Raw genomic sequence first — 21,014 nt, forward strand, 5'->3', positions numbered from 1 at the left:
ACAACTTGCAGAATTACATAGTATTACGCATGAAGACACCAAAGGTAAAGACTGTGAAATTTGTACGTATTTTCCTTCTGTAAACGATTCTATTCTAGTTCCGCAAAGAATATCTCTACAGGTCAGTAACACTGTTCACAACTACGGTAGTACTTTTTTTTTAGCTACCAATGTACATTTTCAAATACGCAGCAAAGCAGTACTCTGGTTTATAGGCCTCCTCCAATAGTGTAATACACTACTATCATACATCTGTATTCGACAGATAACGTTATAGCAATACAAAGATGTATTGTATGGAAAAATCGTATCCTTTTTACAATAAATTATTTATCATGATATCTACAAAAAATATTACTAAAAAATATGGAGATTTTACTGCTGTTAGCAACCTATCATTCGAAGTACAAGCAGGAGAAATCTTATGCCTTTTAGGAGCAAACGGCGCGGGAAAATCAACCACTATTAACCTATTGTTAAACTTTATCCAACCAACTTCTGGCAGTGCAGCAATTAATGGTTTAGACGTTGTAAAGAATCCCATTGCGACAAAAAACTTTCTTACGTATATCCCAGAAAACTTAATGTTATACCAACGCTATCAGCCCTAGAGAACTTAGATTATTTTACCAAACTTTCGGGAAAAAAGTTTACTGCTTCTGCATTAAAAAAATACCTGGCAGATGCCGATTTACAAGAAGAAGCACATGTAAAAAGAGTTGCGACCTTTTCTAAGGGAATGCGCCAAAAAGTAGGAATTGCGCTCGCCATTGCAAAAAACTCAAAAGTACTACTCTTAGACGAACCAACTTCTGGATTAGATCCAAAATCCAGTAATGATTTTATGCAATTACTAACCAAGATGAAAAACGAGGGGGTAGTGATTTTAATGGCGACGCACGATCTATTTCGCGCCAAAGAAATAAGTACTCACATCGGAATTATGCGATCGGGTATTTTGGAAAACCATACCGATACGAGTACCATTTCCCTTTCGGAGTTGGAACGTATTTATTTAAGTATTATGAACTACAAAAACATCGGGGAAAATGAAGCATATAATCTATAAGGAACTCAAGGAACTTATTCGAGATGGCCGTTTTAAAATTACCGTATATATAACGCTATTTTTATTGCTAATCGCCGGTGTAACGGGTATAAAACAATACCAAAAAAACAACCAACAATACCAAGAATCGGTACAAAAAGAACGGACTATTTGGGAAACTCAAGAAGAAAAAAATCCACATTCAGCAGCACATTACGGCACCTATGCATTTAAACCAAAATTTGCGCTATCCCTCATTGACTACGGGGTAAACAAATACACAGGAAATTCGATATTTTTAGAGGCGCATAGTAGAAATGAAGCTGCATTTAACGAAGCTAGTGATCAAACAAGCTTAGCGAGGTTTGGAACCCTTTCTATTCATTTTATACTTATCTACCTATTTCCATTACTCATAATTCTAATAGGCTATAACAGTTATACTAAAGAAAAGGAACACCAAACATTTACACTTTTAAAAAGTCAGGGTGTGCAACCACTAAGTATCGCTTTGGGAAAATGGTTTGCCACCTTACTCCCAATTATCCTGCTAACACTAATCGTTTTTCTGGTACTAGGAATCCTACTTTCAAGTCTTTCCTCGTATGTATTTTTCAGTTGGTCTAACTTAATTAGTTTATTGCTAGTATACCTCGTGTACTATCTAATTATTACCTCGGTAACTATTCTCATATCCATGTGGAGTAACTCCTCTGGAGTTTCTCTGGTAGGTAGTCTTGCAGTTTGGATTCTTTTTAGTTTTGTTACCCCAAAAATAGCTACAAACATAGCCAACGAAAACAATCCTTATCCTTCAAAATCCGTTTTTGAAGCGAGAATAAATGACGATAAAAAAATGGATTAGACGGTCATAATCCTTGGAATGAGGCTGCAAAACAATTAGAAAAAGAAACCTTAGCAAAATATAACGTAGACAGCATCAGTCAATTGCCGTTCAATTATGCTGGGTATAGGATGCAAAAAGGTGAAGAGCATGAAGCAGAGATTTACGCAAAGCATTATAAAATTTTAGAGGAAATTGCTGCCAAACAAAATGGTACGTATCAAAAGTTATCTTTTTTATCTCCCTTTATTCCGGTGCGATTTATGTCTATGGATATTGCCAACACAAGTGATCAAATTCATTGGGAATTCACAAAAGCTGCAGAGGAATATAGAATTGCCCAACAGCAATTTTTAAACTACGATATAAAAGACAATTCAAAATACGGAGAACGCGGCTATAAAATGAGCGCTTCAAAATTCAAAGAACTTCCGAAATTTGAATTTGATCCCCCAAGTTTACAAAAGATTATAAAAGGTAATACAAAAAATCTACTATACCTCTCTGGCTGGCTTTTTATTCCATTTCTCGGTATCGTGATTTCTTCAAAAAAAATATAAATGATGTTTAGTAATTCTATATTCTACGAAATAAAAATGTTGCTTCGCAACAATTGGTTATTAGTGCTCTTTTTGGGTATCACATTGCTTATTGGGTTTGCTACTTTTAATGGTACAAAAACAGTAGCAAAAAGACAATCTGATATTACAAAAATGGAAATAGCAATGCAACAAAAAGACAGTGTTATGCTTGGTTTGCTATCTAAAATTAACAAAAAAGAAAAAGTAGATGTCCCGTATTGGCAATTACCCTCAGAACCAATGACTGTTGGCTACAGATATCCTAGGTTAGCAGTTATGCAACCAGACAAACTAGCATTCATAGCTACTGGGCAGAGTGATATGTATACCCATTTTAAAAGCCCTACAGTATATGGCAATAACTTTGCTTTGGATTATGCAGAAATGGTAAATCCGGTACAACTTCTTTTTGGAAGTTTTGACTTAGCTTTTGTGATAATTTTTATTGTACCACTTTTTATAATTGCATTCACATACAATGTTTTAACCAAAGAAAAAGAACTTGGAACATTGAAATTATTAGGAGCACAACCAATATCTATTTGGAAATGGCTTTGGCAAAAAATGGCAATCCGTTATACCTTATTTACGGCTATCACCATAGTGAGTATTTTATTGAGTATGCTTCTCTTTGCTCGAGATGGATTTCAAGACAGCTTGCACCTGTTAGGATTACTAGTGATAACAGCCGTTTACATAGGGTTTTGGTTTGTCGTTGCTTTTGGCATTAATATCCGAATTGCATCCTCTTCAAAAAGTGCCCTTACATTTATTGGCATCTGGCTACTCATAGTAATTGTATTACCTGCAACCATAAACCAATTGAGCACCTCCCTATACCCTACTCCTTCTCGTTTAAAAATGATCAATGAAATTCGACAAGTAAAAAAAGAAAATGAAGAAAAACAAAATGAAATTTTAAATGATTATTTAAGAAATCATCCGGAATTAGCGCAGGAGAATAAAGAACAAAAATTTGGCTTTTGGCACAATTATTTTGCATCCGAAAAAATACTAGAAGAAAAAACAAAGCCTCTTGTAGAACAATACGAATCTCAACTGAGGAAACAGCAGCAGTTGGTTGGCGTGTTTACGTATATTTCTCCGGCAATTTTAATGCAGCAAACGCTAAATGCCATCTCTGGAACTTCGGAAAAGCATTATAACGATTTTAAAAAGCAAGTCTATGAATTTTCTGAGACTTGGAGAGCCTACCTCATCCCAATGCTTTTTAAAGGAGAAAAATTCACTGTAAAAAACTACGAGGAACTCCCCAAATACAAATACGAAAACAGAATTTCCAGTGGTATATGGCTGCATACTGTAGCGCTCGGTGTTTTTTGTTTTGTATTACTCTTTATGTTTTCTAGAAAACAAAGTAAAAAGAAACTGAGCAGTACCATTTTAAAATCACAACAATAACTTCAATCCGAAATAGCGGTGTAATAAAGAACCATTGGCATCGCTATTTCGATATTAAAAGAGGTATTATTCCTACTTTTTAAAACAAAAGAAATTCCTTCTATTGTAAACAGCGCTCACAAGTTCCCTCCAAGAGAACTTGAGATGTCAGAACCTTTCTGTTGGGAATAGATGGAATTTTAATTTCTAAAGAGATGCATTCCACGACACCACAAGTAAGACAGTGAAAATGAGGGTGCACATCGACATGACCATCGGAAGTACACCCATTACATTTAGCGTACCATTTGGTGCCATTATGCCCCGTAAATGAATGTAAAACACCATCGTCTTCTAGGCGTTCTAAAATTCTATAAATAGTTGTTTTATTAAATTTTGAAGTAAGGCGTTTTACCAAAGAAACAGCAGCTATAGCTCCTAAATTCTTATCGAATTCAGCTAAAATTAATTCTAATGATTTGGTTTTTCGAACAACACCCATGGTGCAAATTTAACACAACTGTAAACCAATAAAAAATAAATGTTTTATATTTGCAACAAAGTTGCGATAATAAAATTTTTACAGTGAAATTAAGTATTCAAAAACCAGACAATTTAGGGATTTTAGCGAGCGGACTATGTACAGCACATTGTTTTGCAACTCCTTTTTTATTCATCGCACATTCTTGTTGTACTATAGGTGCAAGTGCCACACCAAGCTGGTGGCGATGGATTGATATATTTTTCTTGGTGGTATCCTTTTTTGCAGTCTATCGCTCTGGACAGACAACTACAAAACCTGTAATGAAATTCGCCTTGTGGTTTTTTTGGGCTTGTTTGTGTATTACCATAATCAATGAAAATATACAAGTAGTACCATTACCAGAAATCAGTATTTATATCGCTGGTTTTAGCCTTGTATTACTTCACGTATACAATCTTAGGTATTGCCAATGTAAAACCGATAAATGTTGTACGAAGGATGGATAAGGAACGAATGGAATTAATAGGAGACCTACACCTCTCTGAGAATGCAAAAACACCGATGATGTCGGATGCTTTTGCAAAATCAGAGGAGGAAAAAATTAAAAATATCCAACATCATTTTAAAAAAATAATGGAGGAGCTTGGGCTTGATGTAACAGATGAAAGTTTGTCTGGCACACCATATCGGGTAGCAAAAATGTACGTCAAAGAATTATTTTATGGATTAAACCCTAAAAATAAGCCAAGACTATCTACCTTTCCCAATAAATATAAATATAGCAAAATGCTCATCGAACAGCAGATAACCATCGACTCTGCTTGTGAGCATCACTTTCTTCCAATAACAGGACATGCGCATATTGCCTATATTCCAAAAACCAAAGTTATAGGACTATCCAAAATAAACAGATTGGTAGACTATTATGCACACAGACCGCAAGTACAGGAACGACTTGCGATTCAAATCCTACAAGACTTACAAAAAACGCTAGAAACAGAAGATGTAATTGTGATGTTGGTAGCAAAACATTTATGCGTTTCTTCCCGAGGAATAAAAGATAAAAATAGTGTTACGACGACCTTAGAATATGGGGGCTGCTTTCACGAGAAAGAATATCGTAACGAATTCATACATACCATTAACCTTAAAACTGAATAAAATGATTACAAAAGACCAAGTTGTCTCAGCACAAAAAAAATGGGGAGAAGGAGTTGTTAAAATAGGATCTTTAAAAGATCAAAGACAAGAATGTGAAACATTTACTAGTGCGTTTCTCGACGAACTTTACGGATTTGAATTAGGAACAGTATTGTTTAAGCCGACAAAATGTGCTTTAGAGCAGTTTAGACCTTCGAAAGCCGATGCAACATCGTATTTTATCGCTGGAGATGACCGAGCTTGCGATGAAGATCATGGGTTCGCAATTCAACCATGGACAAAAGTTAGATTTGAAAACACCAATATCATCACCGAAGAAAATAGAGCTATTGCAATGGGAAACTATTTCTTTACCGACCTCAATGGCGACGAAGCTAAAGTAGAATATACTTTTGGATATAAGCTAGTGGATGGGGCTTTAAAAATTGATGTACACCACTCCTCTTTCCCATACAATCCTGCACCATTAGATGCATAAAAATTTATTTTTTATCTGTCCTACGGACTGTTTAGAAAATAGAATTAATAAGGAATTTGAGCAAGAGAATTACTTCTACACGTCACTGGGAAATTCTTTTGCTCATGATTCTAAAACCATTCAAAAGCTTTCGGAACTCATAGAAAAACACCATATTCAAAAAATCTATATGGTGCTATCCCAACAGAATGTAATTTTTTCCGATGCCCTAGGAACAAATAGCTACACAAGAATACAAGGGTTGCATAATTTGTACCAAACCATCCTCCTCGAAAAGTCAAACTCCATAATAAGTAAAAAAAAGACGCTCCAGAGATTGCCTTTTTATCCTATTATCTCAATAAGAAAATTTTAGAACTAGAAACTGTTTTTAAAAAAAAGTCTGGTGTAATAATACCGATAGTTGGCAAAATATTTAACCACAAAAGCAACACTTTTCAAGATATCTATCCAAAATTACTTTGCATGCGAAAATTTTGTATGAATTAAAAATTCAGCATCTCCTGGAATATTTTTTATTATTCTTGAGAAAATAGGAATCGTAACTTAAAAAAAATTAGTACCCTTAAATAGGTTTTACCCAAGGTGGTATATCTACTAAAAAAGTGTATTTTAGTAGCTATAGAATCCTCCAACTATTTGCACATCATCATTATTGTAATGGCTTGTTTTTTTTCATTAAAAAACAGTAAATTTGAAAAGTTTTAATCATGCTACAAACTATGAGATTACTCCTACTATTACTTTGCTTTGCAAGTTTTGCACAAGCACAAAAAACTGTTTCTGTTGGTATTCTTAGTGACAAATTGATTTCGGAGCCAGAAGATTTGGTAACGGCGATGAAAAATGAAATAAAAGCAGTTGTTGGAGAAGATGCTACTTTAGTCTTTAAAACCGCATTAGAGAATAATTTTAGTAAAGAAAGGGCTGTTCAGAATTATCAGGAATTACTTAAGGGTAATACGGATATCATTCTTGCCTTTGGAGTGGTAAACAGTATTGTGCTGCACCAAGAGACGAGCTTCCCGAAACCAACTATTGTTTTCGGAACCGTAAATAAAGATTTTATTAACCTCCCTGTAGCACAAAAAACATCCGGGCAAAACAATATTACCTATCTTATTGCTCCTATGTCCTATAAAGAAGATTTATCGGTTTTTAAAACACTATATGATTATAAAAAATTAGGAATTATCGTTGATGAATTTCTTCCCAAAACACTCCCTGTACAAGAATTATTTGCGTCGTACTTTAAGGATACCGAGAACGACTTTACCCTAATTCCAATAACGGAAACTACCAATTGGGAAAACGAATTAGAAGGCATTGATGCCGTGTATTTAGCAGGAGGATTTTATTTAAAAGAGGCAGAAAGAAGCGCCTTAATTAATGCGATAAATGCTAAAAAATTACCTTCTTTTTCTGCCTTTGGGATACGAGATGTAGAACGTGGCATTTTAGCTACTAACCAACCCGATACGAATACAGAACAATTTTTTAGAAGAATTGCCTTGAGTGTAGAAGACATTATTGCCGGTAAGAATCCTTCCGAACTCCCGATGTACATTGATTACAAACGAAAATTAAGCATTAATTTTACTACTGCCTCTGAAATTGATTTTCAAGTACGGTACAGCATGCTCGGTACTGTTAATTTTATGGGTGAGGCCTCTATTACAAATTCTGAGGTATCCTTAAGTATTATGGATATCATGAATGGAATTCTCAATAAAAATTTAGCCCTACAAGTAGAAAAAAATCTGTAGCATTAGCTAGCCAAGAAGTAAAAACTGCTAAGAGTACTTTTCTTCCGGATGTTACCGCAAATGCAAATGTAGTGTACATAGACCCAGAGCTTGCAAAAGTATCTAACGGTTTAAATCCAGAGTTTTCTACCAACGGTAATATTGCAGCACAGCAGCTGTTGTATTCGGAAAGTGCAGTTGCCAATATTGCTATTCAAAAAGAGCTTGAAAAAGCACAAGAAGAAATTTATAACACGGCTGAATTAGATGCCCTATTTAATGCTTGTAATGCATACTTTAGTGCGCTTATCTTGAAAACAAATGCTAAAATTCAAAATCAAAACTTACAAATTACAAAGAGAAATTTAGAATTAGCAGAACAAAACTTTGATGCTGGCGCTAGTGGTAAATCGGATGTGTTGCGTTTTCGAAGTCAGCTTGCACAAAATACGCAAAGTTTAATCCAAGCGAGTAATGCGTTTAAACAGTCGTTAAACACCATAAACCAACTACTAAACAACGAGATTTCTAACCCTATAGATTTAGAAGATGCCGAGTTATCGGAAGGTGTTTTTAAAGAATATAATTACCAGAAATTGTTTACGCTGTTAGACGATCCTAAAATACAAACCAAGCTCATAGCGTTTCTTGTGCAGGAGCAAAAATCAATGCGCCAGAACTAAAAACCATAGGGTATAACATCGATGCCGTCGATAGAAATTATAAATTAAATGGGTACGGGAGATTAATCCCTACCATCGCCCTCCAAGGACAATACAACCACTTATTCTCACAATCGGGAGAAGGGGTTGGTTCTATCAGTGGCCTAACACCTCCAGACAGCAATTACAATGTAGGTCTTAATATTTCGTTACCTATTTTCCAGCAGAACAGAAGAAATATCAATAGGCAAACTGCAAAAATTCAAGGGGAACAATTAAGTACACAAAAAGAAGATATTGCATTGCGTATTGAGAAAAATGTAAATGACGTTGTGTTAGAACTCGTCAATCAAATCTCCAACATACAGATTTCTAAAATTGCCGAAGAAACCGCAAAAGAAAGTTTAGATTTAACGCAAAATGCCTATGAAAACGGTGCCATTCCCGTAATTCAACTCATTGACGCACAAACAAATTACCTGCGATCACAATTGGCAAGTGCTACGGCAAATTACAATTATTTAATTACCTCAATGCAATTAGAGAGAAGTATTGGGTATTTCTTTTTAATGCATTCAGAAACCGATAATAATAGCTTTACTGAAAGAGCTATGGAATATATTTTAAACAAAAAATAAATACAAAGATGAAGTCTTATCCTAGTAGTATACTATGTATTATAACTCTAGCCTTATTTTTCTCCTGTAAAGAGAAAAAACAAGAAGAACCTGCTGCGTTACGACCCGTAAAATTTACAGAGGTACGTTTTTTAGGTGGTGAAAAAGTTAGAGAATTTTCTGGTACAGCGAAAACAGAAAAAATCATTAATCTGAGTTTTAGAAATAGCGGCATCATCACCAAATTTAATCTAGAACTAGGGCAAAAAGTTAGAAAAAATGAATTGCTAGGCACCTTAGATAATGTAACTGCAAGGTTGAGCTACGAATCTTCTATTGAAGCCAAAAATAGTTCAGAATCGCAAATGAGTACTGCCAAACTCAATTTAAATAGAATACGTTCTTTATACGAAAAAGGAAGTGCCTCATTGAGCGATTATGAAGCCGCAAAAAACTCCTATAAAACTGCCATGGCAAGCTATGAATCTTCGAAGAGGAGTGTTGCTATACAAAAAGATAAAATACAGTATGGCTATTTGTATGCGCCGGAAGATGGGGTAATTGCTTCTGTTAGTGCAGAAATAGATGAAAACATTTCTCCAGGACAAATTGTTGGAGTTCTAAATGCAGGGTCTTCCATTGAAATTAGTTTAGGGTTACCAGAATCGGTGATAAACTCCGTAGAAAAAGGCATGAAAGTAGCGGTAACTTTTACTGCTATCGAAAATAAAACTTTTGATGCGAAAGTAACCGAAGTTGCTCCGTCGATTAACTTAAACAATGCCACGTATCCTATTCGAGTTACCATTAACGAAAAAGATGAAAGAATTAAAAGCGGTATGGCAGCGACAGTTATATTTGAATTCACGAACGAAAACAAATCAGACAAAATATTGGTGGTTCCTGCAAACGCAGTTGGAGAAGATTCGGATGGTAGATTTGTATTTACCGTTAAGGAACAAGGCGATAGCGCTACAGTGGTTAAACAAAAAATTACCATAGGAGAACTTACTCCTAGTGGATTTGAAATTCAGTCTGGTTTAAAACTGGGTGAAAAAGTAGTAACAGCTGGTTTACAGACGCTACTCGACGGACAACAAGTTAAATTAAATTAAGGGGCACATGAATTTAGCCGAATTTTCGATTAACAGGAATCGTATTACTTTTACGGTTCTAACCACGATTATTATAATGGGTATGGTGTTCTATACCTCACTGTCTCGAGACAGTATGCCACCCTATACCGTTCGTGTCGCAACTGTAGTTTCTTCCTTCCCAGGATCAAGCCCGGAGAGAGTAGAACAATTAGTTACCGATAAAGTGGAGAAAATAGCGCAAGAGCTGCCCGAGCTAAAGGAGGTAAGTAGTACCTCAAGATCCGGACTCTCGGTGGTTTCTGTAGAATTAAAAGAACAAGTAAAACCCGAAGACTTACAAGCTGTTTGGGACAGATTACGAAGAAAACTTTCCCAAATTGAAGGACTTCCTGCAGGTGTTGTACCGGTACTAAATGACGATGGAATTGGCGAAGTTTTCGGTATTGCTGTTGGCTTGGTAATTGATGGGTTTACCTATGCAGAAGCAAAAGAATATATCGATGATATTAAAGATGATTTTATCAAATTAGATTTGGCTGCTAAGGTAGAACTCGGTGGTGTACAGGACGAGCGAATCTTTATAGAATTTGACAACACACGATTAAAAGAATACGGACTCTCTTCTGCAAAACTTCAGAATATTATTGGTAATACCAATATTTTAAGCTCGGGAGGAGAAGTTAACCTTGGAGACGAAAGAATAATCCTCGAACCTACAGGAAATTTTAACTCTTTAAAAGACATCAAAAAAACCCTGATACCGGTAGGAGACGGAACACAAATGGTATATCTTGGTGATATTACGAGAGTAACACAAGGTTATATTGACCCTCCAAAACAATTGGTAACGGTAAATGGAAAAGAGGCAATATCGTTGCATATAAGTTTGAAAGAAGGAGCAAATATCATTCAGTTAGGAGAAGACATCGATGCTGTTATTGCAAGCTGGAAACGCACCTTACCCGTAGGTTTAGAGCTTCAAAGACTATCTTCATTAGACAATTACATCGACGATAAGATAAGTTCTTTTGTAGTTAATTTACTACAATCAATTGCAATTGTATTGCTTGTAATGCTTATTTTCCTCGGGTTTCGAACAGGAGGTATAATCGCTAGTTTAATCCCTATGGTAACCATCATGACAATCATGCTCATGGGAACCATAGATATGGGTTTAAATCAGGTAACCCTGGCTGCCCTTATTATGGCACTTGGAATGATGGTAGATAATGCTATTGTGGTTGCAGAAACCATAATGGTAAAAATGGAAAATGGTATTTCGGCCAAAAAAGCAGCTATTGATGCTTGTGGCGAGTTATTTACGCCACTACTCATTTCCACCTTAACCACTTCTGCAGCATTTTTAGCATTTTATATGGCGGAATCTACCATGGGAGATATCGTTGGACCAATATTCGTAGTTATTTCTTTAGCGCTTTTATCATCATGGATCATTGCGTTAACCGTAATTACACTGCTTTGCTTCTTGTTTTTAAAAGTAACACCGAAAGAAGAAAAGAAGGAAACGTTTATTGACAAAACCATCTATGCTTTAAAAGTGCAATACAAAAACCTAATATTAAAAGCATTGCAAATTAAAGGTATTGTTCTTTGTAGTATTGTTGGTCTTTTCATTGCTTCTCTTTTTGGTTTTGGATACATTCCTTTTGTATTCTTCCCAGATAGTGATAGAAATATGGTAACCGTAGACATCAACCTGCCACAAGGAACGAGAATTGAAGCCACACAAAAAGTAATTAAAGATATTGAAAGTTATATTGTAAAAGAATTACTAGTAACCAAAGACAGAGAGAACGGAATTTCAGATTGGTCTTCGTATATCGGTGCAGGACCCGAATCTTATGATTTAGGGTATACTACCGATGAACCAGACCCGAGTTATGCCCACATTCTTATCAATACCTCCAACTTCATTTACAACAATGAAATGGTAGAGAAGCTAGATAATTACTGTTATAACAATTTCCCAAATGCAGATATTAAAGTTGGCTTACTAGGTTCGGGAGGCGGAGGAACTCCCATAGAAATTAAAATTTCTGGAGAAGACCCGGATGTACTGGCAAAACTTTCAGAACAAACCAAACAAAAATTAAAAACCCTCTCAGGAACGAAAAACGTAAAAGACGATTGGGGGCCAAAAACGAAAAAGTTCGTAGTTAATATTGATCAAAATAAAGCGCAGTTAGCTGGTGTTACTAGTTCGGATATCGCCACCTCTTTACAAACCGTTTTAAGTGGTTTTAAAACAGGAGAATATCGAGAGGATGATAAATCTATTCCTATTTTAATGCGAAGCGACGACAGCCAACAACAAACGCTAGCCTCTATTGAAACACTTAATATTTACGCCCAAAATACCGGAAGAAGTGTACCGCTACTCCAAGTAGCAAGTATTTCTCCAGAATGGCAATACGCTAAAATTAAACGCTTAGATATCGACCGTACTATAAATGTTAGTAGTGAATTAACGGCCAATGGAAATGCCTCTCAGGTTATGAGTCAAATAAAACCACATTTACTAGAAGTATCTAAAGAATGGCCAGAGGGGTACACCTATAAATTCGGAGGAGATGCTGAAAATACGGCAGAAAATATGGGAGCAGTAATAAGTTACTTGCCTCTTTCTGGATTTATTATTCTCTTGCTTTTAATCATCCAGTTTAACTCTGTACGGAAAACCTTTATGGTTGCGGCTACCATTCCTCTTGGTATTATTGGAGTGGTTATTGGTCTATTAATTTTTGGAGAGCCTTTCGGATTTATGCCTTTCTTAGGAGTGATTTCGCTTGCTGGAATTGTCATCAATAATGCCATTGTACTTATTGACAGAATTCAGATTGAAGAAAACGAACTAAAAAGACCAATCGAAGATGCCGTTATAGCGGCATGTTTACAGAGATTTAGACCCATACTTTTAGCAACATTTACCACGGTGCTAGGATTAATACCACTGTATTTAAGTGGTGGTGAAATGTGGGAAGGAATGGCAGTAAGTATTATGGTTGGTTTACTTTTCGGAACCGTAATCACCTTGTTGTTTATTCCTTTGTTGTACAGTGTATTGTACAAAGTGAATTACAAAGGATATCAGTTTTCAGAAGAATTATTAGAGTAGCGAACTATCGGTAAATTTATCAAACAGGAAAACTAAAGGAAGGCTGCAGGTGCACCTCATCACAGTGCGGTAAAAAGATTTAAATAATGCCTTCCTTTATTAACTTGGCAACTAATTCTACAAAGTTATTGCAAGAAGATTTGGCTAAAATATTCTTTCTATGCGTACTTACGGTGCTTTCAGAAATACCCATGATTTCTCCCATGTTTTTATTGGACAAACCAGAAGAAACAAAACGAATAATCTCCAGTTCCCTATTGGTAAACTGCGTTAAAAGTGCATCCTCAAAAATTGTATTTTTATAGGGATCTAAGCCAACGTATGTTGGTAATGTATCGTCTAAACCAAAAAAAGAAACCGTTCTAGGGTTTATGTTTGTAATATGGCTAATATCGGTATGTATGTTAACGCTTTTTATAATCGTATTCTTAGAATCTACCTCTAAAAGCATTGCTTGGTGGTGAATAACTCTGTACTCCTCATTTTTATCTCTTACCCGGAAGCAATACCCATTTTTAAAACTGAAAATGTTTTTTGCATAAATAGATTCTGCCGCACGAAACGATAATTCTTCGGCTTTTTGAATAAAATTAATATCGTCTGGATGAATTCGACTCATCAGTACTTCCAAATTAAATTCTTCTAATGGTATGTTAAAATAATCTGAAATAGTACTATTCTTATTTTCCATATGTACTTGAGGGTACTCCGAAAAATTTAAAGTATAATAATAATATGGCCCTACCGATATCACTTTTCCCAATAGATTATTAAGATCTGTATTCGGAACAAAAGTTTGTTTTTTAAGCGGTTCTAGATTCATTCTTTTAGACCACACGCCGTCTAAAAAATTTTCTTTTTTACGTAGTGTCATAATTTTTTGAAATTGCTGGTTTTCTCTAGAACAATAAAACCCTACCCCCGTATAAGTATAGCCATTCATTCTATCTGAAGCATAAATATACAATAAAGAATTTTACAAGTAACTGAATAGCATGGTATTGCTTTCATTTTTTATTTTTTCAACCAATAAAAATAGCCAAAAACAGCACTTTAAAGGAATGGTATTTCTCACAAAATATTTTTTGGTATGCGGCATACAATAGTAGTATACCAAAAGAATTTGTTTTGTAAAACGCAGGTAATAATTACAAGTTACACTGCATAGAAATGCTAAAAATAAAAGCAAAAAACCTTCGGGTTATGAGTCTGGATTTATCAATTGATTATCAGCAACTTAACTCGAATAAAACTAAAAATCGTTTACGGTATCGTTTACGGTAGTTATACTTAATTTATCCCTAAATATAAGGAGATTTTTACGATTAATTTTCCATTTTTAGCGAAAAGTGATTTGACTAGTTTGGGGGTATCATTTTTAGATGGTTTGTTGTAAAAAAAAATATAAAAATTGGAAAACTACAAATAGCTTTTCCCATTCTTATTTGTTTTGTAAAAAGTAAAGATTTAGGTGAAATTTATAAGAAATAAAAACAAATATTTATAAACGTTAAGAAATGTATTTAAACATTTAAAAAATGGTTAATAACATAATAATGATTAATTTAAATACGTACTAAAAGTATCATATGTAGGAAACTAAAATTCAACATCTCCCCTACTATTAAGGGCGCACAGCTTATAAAACTAAAAAGTATAACCTCTAAAAATGTAATTATTTTTCCAAATCAAAAATTCACTTTTTATAAAAGCTATTTAACTATATTTGAAAGGTAAATATGTGTAATTGCACATATTCAATAGTTGTGCACAAGCTAAAAGAACAACACCAAGAAACTAAATGACGACAGAAAAACGATACGAGATTTTAAATGGACTTCCACCATATGGACCGATGTACATTCCAGTTTCAGGTGACGAAGAACCATTTTACTCGGAAGGATATGTCGTGAAATTAAAGAAGTCGAACGGAGAAGAATGGGTCGCCAATTTCAGACCAGGTTGGACTGACTTTAATAACATCTTCGACTTTCCAGAACATAATATTATTGTCGTTTTCGCAGGTGGACAAGGGTACATAATGAACCCTGACGAACAGAAACCCAAAATGACTTTCGGACTGGCAATCAAAGACGTCATTCAAAAAGAAGATGGAAGCCTGATTTGCTCTGACGACATACACATTTTGGTGCTTGACAATAAAACAGGTGAAATTTGGAAAAGCGACAGAATTTCGTGGGATGGAATTAAAGATTTGAAACTCGTTGCCAACAAGATAATCGGGCAGACATATGACCCTACTAACGACAATCGACCTTGGTCTGAATTTGAAATTGATCTCGAAACGAAGGACATAAAAGGTGGTTCTTTTCAAGAATTTCTCGCAAGGAACGAACATCTTGAATTCCAACAAAATGGAATGTTAAGAGAGAAATATCAAACCGAAAAAAAACCTTGGTGGACGATTTGGTAAAGGAAAAAATTAAAAAAGCCAGTGCACAACAAGGTGTATAGCCAATAGGGCATTTAGAGACAAATTGAAAGTCCTGTTCTTTGAGCAGGCAACGCCAAAACAAAGTTTTGACGTTTAACAGAAAGAAAATTAAAAGCAAAAACGTTTGTTTTGGCTTAGTGGTAAACCGAAAGTGAAGTGCTTCGAATCTGCTACTGTCCATACACAGAACGTTGTGGTTAATGTCCAAAAACCGAGAAATTGAATGAACAAAACGATATTTGAGATTACAAAAATGGATTGTCCTTCAGAGGAAAATCTAATCCGAATGAAATTGGACGGAATCTCGAGTATTGTGAATTTGGACTTTGACATTCCCAACCGAAAACTGACTGTTTTTCACAGCGGAGAAATTGACCAAATCGAAAAATCCGTTCTCGAATTGAATTTAGGCGGAAAGAAAATCTCGACCGAACAAACCGACCAAACGGAATTTAACGAAAACTCAAACCAAAAAAAACTACTCTGGACTGTACTCGGAATAAATTTCGCCTTTTTCCTAATCGAAATGACAACTGGAATAATCTCAAAATCAATGGGATTAGTTGCTGATAGTTTGGATATGCTTGCTGACAGTTTTGTTTACGGAATTAGTTTGTTTGCTGTTGGCGGAACTCTGACAAGAAAAAAACAGATTGCAAAACTTGCTGGATATTTTCAAATAACACTTGCGATTATTGGATTTGTGGAAGTTTTAAGAAGATTTTTCGGAGACGAGAAAATTCCTGACTTTTCGACAATGATTATCGTTTCGATTTTTGCACTTATTGCAAACGGAATTTGTCTCTACATTTTACAAAAGTCAAAAAGTAAAGAAGAAGCTCATATGAAGGCAAGTATGATTTTCACTTCGAATGACGTGATTATCAATTTAGGAGTAATAATTGCTGGACTTTTGGTAAATTGGTTAAGTTCCAACAAACCTGATTTAATTATCGGAACAATCGTTTTTGTTTTGGTAATTCAAGGAGCGTTTAGAATATTAAAATTGAGTAAATAAATAAAAAACACTAACCACAACAATGGCTATAAGTAATTGCTTGGGTTGGTAAGTGCTACTTGGAAAATTCTCCGAATTTTCCTCACCTAGTGCCTTTTTGCTATCTTTAAAACCTTAAGCAACTACTCATAGCCTAACCGTTGTAGCACATTAAGGAAAACCAGATGAAACAAAAATTTCCGATAATATTTATTATTCTATTGATTTTAACTGCTTGTGACTGTCAATACCACTTATCGGGAATTGTTTTAGACAAATTGACCAAAAAGCCAATTCAAAATGTGGCAATAGGAAAAACGGACACCACTGACTTGGAGAACCCATTTAACAGAAAAACGATTACAACTGAAAATGGAGCTTATGAAATTTATGGAGTTGCAGGTAGATGTAATGAAATAACAATGTTCTTCTCTAAAGACGGTTACGAAACTCAAAAAATCATTTTCCCAAATAACTCAACTGACACGATTTTATTGCAACCTACAACCAAACAACAGGCTGCAATCTTTGACTTTAAGGAAGACTTCGAAATTGTAGAACTTGAAAAATCAAATGACTATCCTTCATCTGACAAAGACACAACATCTTGCATAAATTGGACTTTGGACAAATTGGAGATTGAAAAGATAATTCAACAATCAAAGCCAATTAGTGGGCCTGAATGGCACCATTTATTTGGACATTATCCCTGCAGAATTCACGGGAAATTACTTCAAGGTTCGACTGAATTTGAGTATTCGATTAATAGTGGTGCTTGGTTTACGGTAAGTTCATCAGATACGACTTTGATGTTTGGAAGTTTTAAAGAAGAGAATAATAAATATTTCCTTGACTCAGCTTGGACAGAAGAAGAAATGGAAGAAAAAGAATAAAAACGTGCTACAACACTGTATATAGCAAATAGGGCGTTCGGTGGTTAATGAAAGTTCAGTGCTATATACCAACACCGCCAAATCGTTGATTTGGCTTTTAAAATGAATAAAATAAAAACAAAATACAACGTTTTGGCTCAGTGCAAACTTGAAAGGTTATTGCTTTCTACTGCCCTACTTGCCATATACTAACCGTTAGCAAATATTAGTCGAAAGAACTCCTAATGAAAATAAGAACAGTAAATTACAATTTTTCAATTCTAATAATATTTATATTCCTTGTGTTTTCTTGTAATCGGCGATCTAATAATTTGACCGAAAAAAATACAATTTGGGAAAAATTCAAAACAGGAATTGAAAATAAAGATTTAATATATTTAATTAGCAATTCAAAAGACTCAATTATATGTGTTGATTGCATTCCATCAGAGAATGACAAATTGCAAGCGAGTGAACTGATATTTAAAAATCATCTTGGAAAATTGTATAACCCTGAACTTATAGGAGGAATGAAATACTCAAATTATAAAACAGATTCTATTATTAGAATAAGTTATAGTTTCGGGAAATTGCTTGGAAATGAATCGTCAAGTACGATTTATATGTTTGATAAATCTGACGGGAAATACTTATTTACTGGAATGATGACAATACCTTGAAATGAAAAAAAACATTTGCTAACACTACCTAAACTGCATTAAAACGCAGCTTAGCCAAACCGTTGCCCACAATTTGAGAAATGAGCAGAGTAAAAAACTTTCTGACCGAATTAGACGACTATGAATTAGCATATTTTGCAAAATTCAAGCTTCTGACTTATATGAAAGAGACTCAATCGGAAATAAAAGAATATCTGATTGAAAGAAACCTGAACGAATCTAAAATTGACCGATTAATTTCCAAAAATCCAAAGTCAAAATTGAATGATGATAGAGTAAGATGTCCACGTTGTTATTCTGATAAATTATTGAAAAATAAGGTGGAATGGACAAACACTGGTGGTGGAATTGGAATTGGAGACGAAGTAGCAACTTGGGACGGAATTGGTGGACGAGCTACTTATAAATATGAAGTTATCTGTAATGTTTGTGGAAACTGGTTAGAGGATCCTAATCAGGAAAAACCTTTACCGACTTCAAAAAAAATATTTCACGGAATTTGGGACTTTGTAATCGGAGTGTTAAGGGATTAAAAACTGTGGGCAACAATGGCTATAAGTAATTGCTTAGTGGGTTAAGTTTATGAAAGTTCTTACACATTAAAAAACTCTACTCTATCGGAAAAATACCTAACTTTAAAAACGCAACTAATCATAGCCAAAACGTTGTATGCCATTAATTAAACTCTATTAAGATGAAAGGTGAAAATTGGATCAATCTAGATGAAGGAAAAATGAAGCCTGAGGAGTATTTTGATTTGGTAATGAAAGAATTTCCAGAAACTAAACTGGGAATTCTAGAATGGGAATCTGAAATGATTCATATGCGAATGGAGACTTTTGCTGAATATACAATTAAGCAGATTGAAAATAATGATATTGATGAACTTAAGCGATGTTTTGAATTTCAAGAATCTAAAATTGAGTTGATAAATTCCGAACTGGAAAATGCTCTTAATGTCTCATATTGTGAAGCTTTACTATTAGGAGATGCCGCTGATGAAATGGAAAGAATTACTCAATATATGTCGGAAAAACTAAAAGCGGAATATTTTGCTTATCGGAAATACTATCTTGATTTAGTAAAGTCTTCCGAATAAGAAACGCCATACAACAACACCTAAACTGCATTAAAACGCAGCTTAGCCAAAACGTTAGCAAATATTAGTCGAAAGAACTCCAGATGAAAATAATAGTAAATTACAATTTTTCAATTCTAATAATATTTATATTCCTTGTGTTTTCTTGTAATCGGCAATCTAATAATTTGACCGAAAAAAGTACAATTTGGGAAAAATTCAAAACAGGAATTGAGAATAAAGATCTAGTATATTTAATTAGCAATTCAAAAGACTCAATTATATGTGTTAATTGCATTCCATCAGAGAATGACAAATTGCAAGCGAGTGAACTGATATTTAAAAATCATCTTGGAAAATTGTATAACCCTGAACTTGTAGGAGGAATGAAATATTCAAATTATATAACAGATTCTATTATTAGAATAAGTTATAGTTTCGGGAAATTGCTTGGAAATGAATCGTCAAGTACGATTTATATGTTTGATAAATCTGAAGGGAAATACTTATTTACTGGAATGATAACAATACCTTGAAATGAAAAAAACATTTGCTAACACTACCTAAACTGCATTAAAACGCAGCTTAGCCAAACCGTTGGCAAACATTAAAAAAGATGATTAGAAAACTAATTTTTACAACTTCAACTTTAATTACAATTTTGTTTTCTTTTCAAAGTGCATTCGGACAAAATTATTCAATATTAAAAGGAAAAGTTATTGATTACAGTACTAATCAATATCTTCCAGCCGTAAAAATAGAAACCTTCAATAAAGGAACCTTATTAGATAAAACCGACACAAGTTTAGAAGATGGTTCATTTACATTATCTAATAAAATGAAGCCGGATAAAATTATAATTTCTTTAAATTATTATTATCCAATAATTATAGAAAACATCAATAAAATTAAAGGAAATGAATTAAATCTTGAAACAATTAGATTGATTGAAATTCCTATTACCTTCACCCGTTATTTTTCAAAAAAAGCGGAACGAGAAGGACGAAAAGAAGAAAAAAGGAAATTTAAAAGACTCGAAGAAGGAATTATTATTAATTCAAATAATCGAAATTATAAAATGAAATTAAAGAAATACAATGACAAATTTGCTTTCTACATTGATTATAAGGATTTTCAAAAGGATTAAATAATAAAACGATTTGCCAACAACACCTAAACTGCATTAAAACGCAGCTTAGCCAAACCGTTGTAGCTAATTAAAATTGATTATGAAATACAGTATAACTTTATTTTTACTTTTTGTTAATTTAATATGTTTTTCTCAAAGCATCAAAGAGACTGAGTTAATAGGAAAGTGGCGAGTTGAAAAAATTGTTGGTAATATTCCCAAAATGCCCAAAAAAGATCAGCAACAAAAGATGGACTTATTGATTAAAGCATTTAAAAACTCTACTTTCGAGTTTAAGAGTAATCATATCTTTAATTTAAATATTAATTTCCCTGAATTGAGGAACATAATGAATAATACTCATTGGAAATTCAAAAGCGAATCATACATAATGATTCAAGAAAAAAAATATAAAGACGAGAATAAGGATAAATACGAATTAATGGGAATAAAAGTTTTAAGAAAAGAAGGAGGAGTATTTTTTACTATGACGGAATCTCCATTTGTTCTTAAAATGAAGAAAAACTAGCTACAACACTTCCTAAACTG

Annotated in this window: 20 protein-coding genes and 3 pseudogenes; 21 read left to right on the forward strand and 2 right to left on the reverse strand. The window is 34.1% G+C overall.

Annotated elements, in window-relative coordinates:
• Positions 1–335 precede the first annotated feature (335 nt).
• The 5 genes and pseudogenes from BSU00_RS13435 to BSU00_RS09755 form a co-directional block, all read left to right on the forward strand.
• A pseudogene (locus BSU00_RS13435) lies at positions 336–754 on the forward strand (ATP-binding cassette domain-containing protein); the annotation flags it as partial.
• A complete protein-coding gene (locus BSU00_RS13440) occupies positions 740–1,069 on the forward strand; it encodes an AAA family ATPase (protein ID WP_233188692.1) in 330 nt (109 codons plus the stop codon). The pseudogene BSU00_RS13435 and the gene BSU00_RS13440, both read left to right, overlap by 15 nt.
• The gene (locus BSU00_RS09745) at positions 1,050–1,913 is read left to right on the forward strand and encodes an ABC transporter permease (protein ID WP_105004196.1); all 864 of its coding nucleotides are present in this window, start codon (positions 1,050–1,052) and stop codon (positions 1,911–1,913) included. The genes BSU00_RS13440 and BSU00_RS09745 overlap by 20 nt, the downstream gene beginning before the upstream one ends.
• Before the next feature lie 62 nt (positions 1,914–1,975).
• Positions 1,976–2,452: pseudogene (locus BSU00_RS09750) on the forward strand (DUF3526 domain-containing protein); the annotation flags it as partial.
• A complete protein-coding gene (locus tag BSU00_RS09755; RefSeq protein ID WP_105004198.1) occupies positions 2,453–3,895 on the forward strand; it encodes a DUF3526 domain-containing protein in 1,443 nt (480 codons plus the stop codon).
• 100 nt (positions 3,896–3,995) lie between these two features.
• Here the strand turns inward: BSU00_RS09755 and BSU00_RS09760 are convergent, their stop codons facing one another.
• Entirely contained in the window at positions 3,996–4,376 is a 381-nt protein-coding gene (locus BSU00_RS09760) for a Fur family transcriptional regulator (protein ID WP_105004199.1), read from the reverse strand.
• An 83-nt stretch (positions 4,377–4,459) separates the two neighbouring features.
• Here BSU00_RS09760 and BSU00_RS09765 point away from each other — a divergent pair, with 83 nt between their 5' ends.
• From BSU00_RS09765 to BSU00_RS09805, 8 genes and pseudogenes are all read left to right on the forward strand, one after another.
• Positions 4,460–4,864, forward strand: coding sequence for a MerC domain-containing protein (locus BSU00_RS09765; RefSeq protein WP_105004200.1), 405 nt, complete (start codon positions 4,460–4,462; stop codon positions 4,862–4,864).
• A complete protein-coding gene (gene folE, locus BSU00_RS09770; protein WP_105004201.1) occupies positions 4,857–5,519 on the forward strand; it encodes a GTP cyclohydrolase I FolE in 663 nt (220 codons plus the stop codon). Before BSU00_RS09765 ends, folE begins: the two co-directional genes overlap by 8 nt.
• A 1-nt stretch (position 5,520) precedes the next feature.
• Entirely contained in the window at positions 5,521–5,997 is a 477-nt protein-coding gene (locus BSU00_RS09775; RefSeq protein ID WP_105004202.1) for a hypothetical protein, read from the forward strand.
• Between the two features lie 722 nt (positions 5,998–6,719).
• The gene (locus tag BSU00_RS09785) at positions 6,720–7,763 is read left to right on the forward strand and encodes a hypothetical protein (protein WP_146104838.1); all 1,044 of its coding nucleotides are present in this window, start codon (positions 6,720–6,722) and stop codon (positions 7,761–7,763) included.
• Between the two features lie 50 nt (positions 7,764–7,813).
• Positions 7,814–8,425, forward strand: a pseudogene (locus BSU00_RS09790) (TolC family protein); the annotation flags it as partial.
• Positions 8,426–8,442: 17 nt separating this feature from the next.
• Positions 8,443–9,042: a TolC family protein gene (locus BSU00_RS09795; protein ID WP_233188693.1), complete on the forward strand. Its 600-nt coding sequence runs from the start codon at positions 8,443–8,445 to the stop codon at positions 9,040–9,042.
• Positions 9,043–9,050: 8 nt separating this feature from the next.
• Positions 9,051–10,136: an efflux RND transporter periplasmic adaptor subunit gene (locus BSU00_RS09800; RefSeq protein WP_105004207.1), complete on the forward strand. Its 1,086-nt coding sequence runs from the start codon at positions 9,051–9,053 to the stop codon at positions 10,134–10,136.
• Positions 10,137–10,143: 7 nt separating this feature from the next.
• Entirely contained in the window at positions 10,144–13,254 is a 3,111-nt protein-coding gene (locus BSU00_RS09805; protein WP_105004208.1) for an efflux RND transporter permease subunit, read from the forward strand.
• A gap of 79 nt (positions 13,255–13,333) precedes the next feature.
• Here BSU00_RS09805 and BSU00_RS09810 read toward each other — a convergent pair whose 3' ends face one another.
• Positions 13,334–14,128, reverse strand: coding sequence for a LuxR C-terminal-related transcriptional regulator (locus BSU00_RS09810; protein WP_158254414.1), 795 nt, complete (start codon positions 14,126–14,128; stop codon positions 13,334–13,336).
• A gap of 927 nt (positions 14,129–15,055) precedes the next feature.
• On the opposite strand from BSU00_RS09810, the gene BSU00_RS09815 reads away from it, so the two are divergent.
• From BSU00_RS09815 to BSU00_RS09855, 8 genes are all read left to right on the forward strand, one after another.
• Positions 15,056–15,688, forward strand: a complete 633-nt coding sequence (locus tag BSU00_RS09815) for a hypothetical protein (protein ID WP_105004210.1) — start codon at positions 15,056–15,058, stop codon at positions 15,686–15,688.
• Between the two features lie 244 nt (positions 15,689–15,932).
• Positions 15,933–16,727, forward strand: a complete 795-nt coding sequence (locus BSU00_RS09820) for a cation transporter (protein WP_105004211.1) — start codon at positions 15,933–15,935, stop codon at positions 16,725–16,727.
• 164 nt (positions 16,728–16,891) lie between these two features.
• Complete coding sequence (locus BSU00_RS09825; RefSeq protein WP_105004212.1) at positions 16,892–17,599, forward strand: carboxypeptidase-like regulatory domain-containing protein; 708 nt, start codon at positions 16,892–16,894, stop codon at positions 17,597–17,599.
• 311 nt (positions 17,600–17,910) lie between these two features.
• Positions 17,911–18,258 carry a hypothetical protein gene (locus tag BSU00_RS09830; RefSeq protein ID WP_105004213.1) on the forward strand — a complete coding sequence of 116 codons (348 nt, stop codon included), beginning with the start codon at positions 17,911–17,913 and terminating at the stop codon, positions 18,256–18,258.
• Positions 18,259–18,338: 80 nt separating this feature from the next.
• Entirely contained in the window at positions 18,339–18,791 is a 453-nt protein-coding gene (locus BSU00_RS09835; protein ID WP_105004214.1) for a hypothetical protein, read from the forward strand.
• Positions 18,792–18,952: 161 nt separating this feature from the next.
• On the forward strand, positions 18,953–19,357 hold the full coding sequence (locus tag BSU00_RS09840; protein ID WP_105004215.1) for a hypothetical protein: 405 nt from the start codon (positions 18,953–18,955) through the stop codon (positions 19,355–19,357).
• 595 nt (positions 19,358–19,952) lie between these two features.
• Positions 19,953–20,483: a hypothetical protein gene (locus BSU00_RS09850; RefSeq protein WP_105004217.1), complete on the forward strand. Its 531-nt coding sequence runs from the start codon at positions 19,953–19,955 to the stop codon at positions 20,481–20,483.
• Positions 20,484–20,565: 82 nt separating this feature from the next.
• A complete protein-coding gene (locus tag BSU00_RS09855; RefSeq protein ID WP_105004218.1) occupies positions 20,566–20,994 on the forward strand; it encodes a hypothetical protein in 429 nt (142 codons plus the stop codon).
• The last annotated feature ends 20 nt before the right edge of the window (positions 20,995–21,014 follow it).

It is taken from the genome of Tenacibaculum sp. SG-28 (assembly GCF_002954385.1).
Lineage (GTDB): Bacteria > Bacteroidota > Bacteroidia > Flavobacteriales > Flavobacteriaceae > Polaribacter.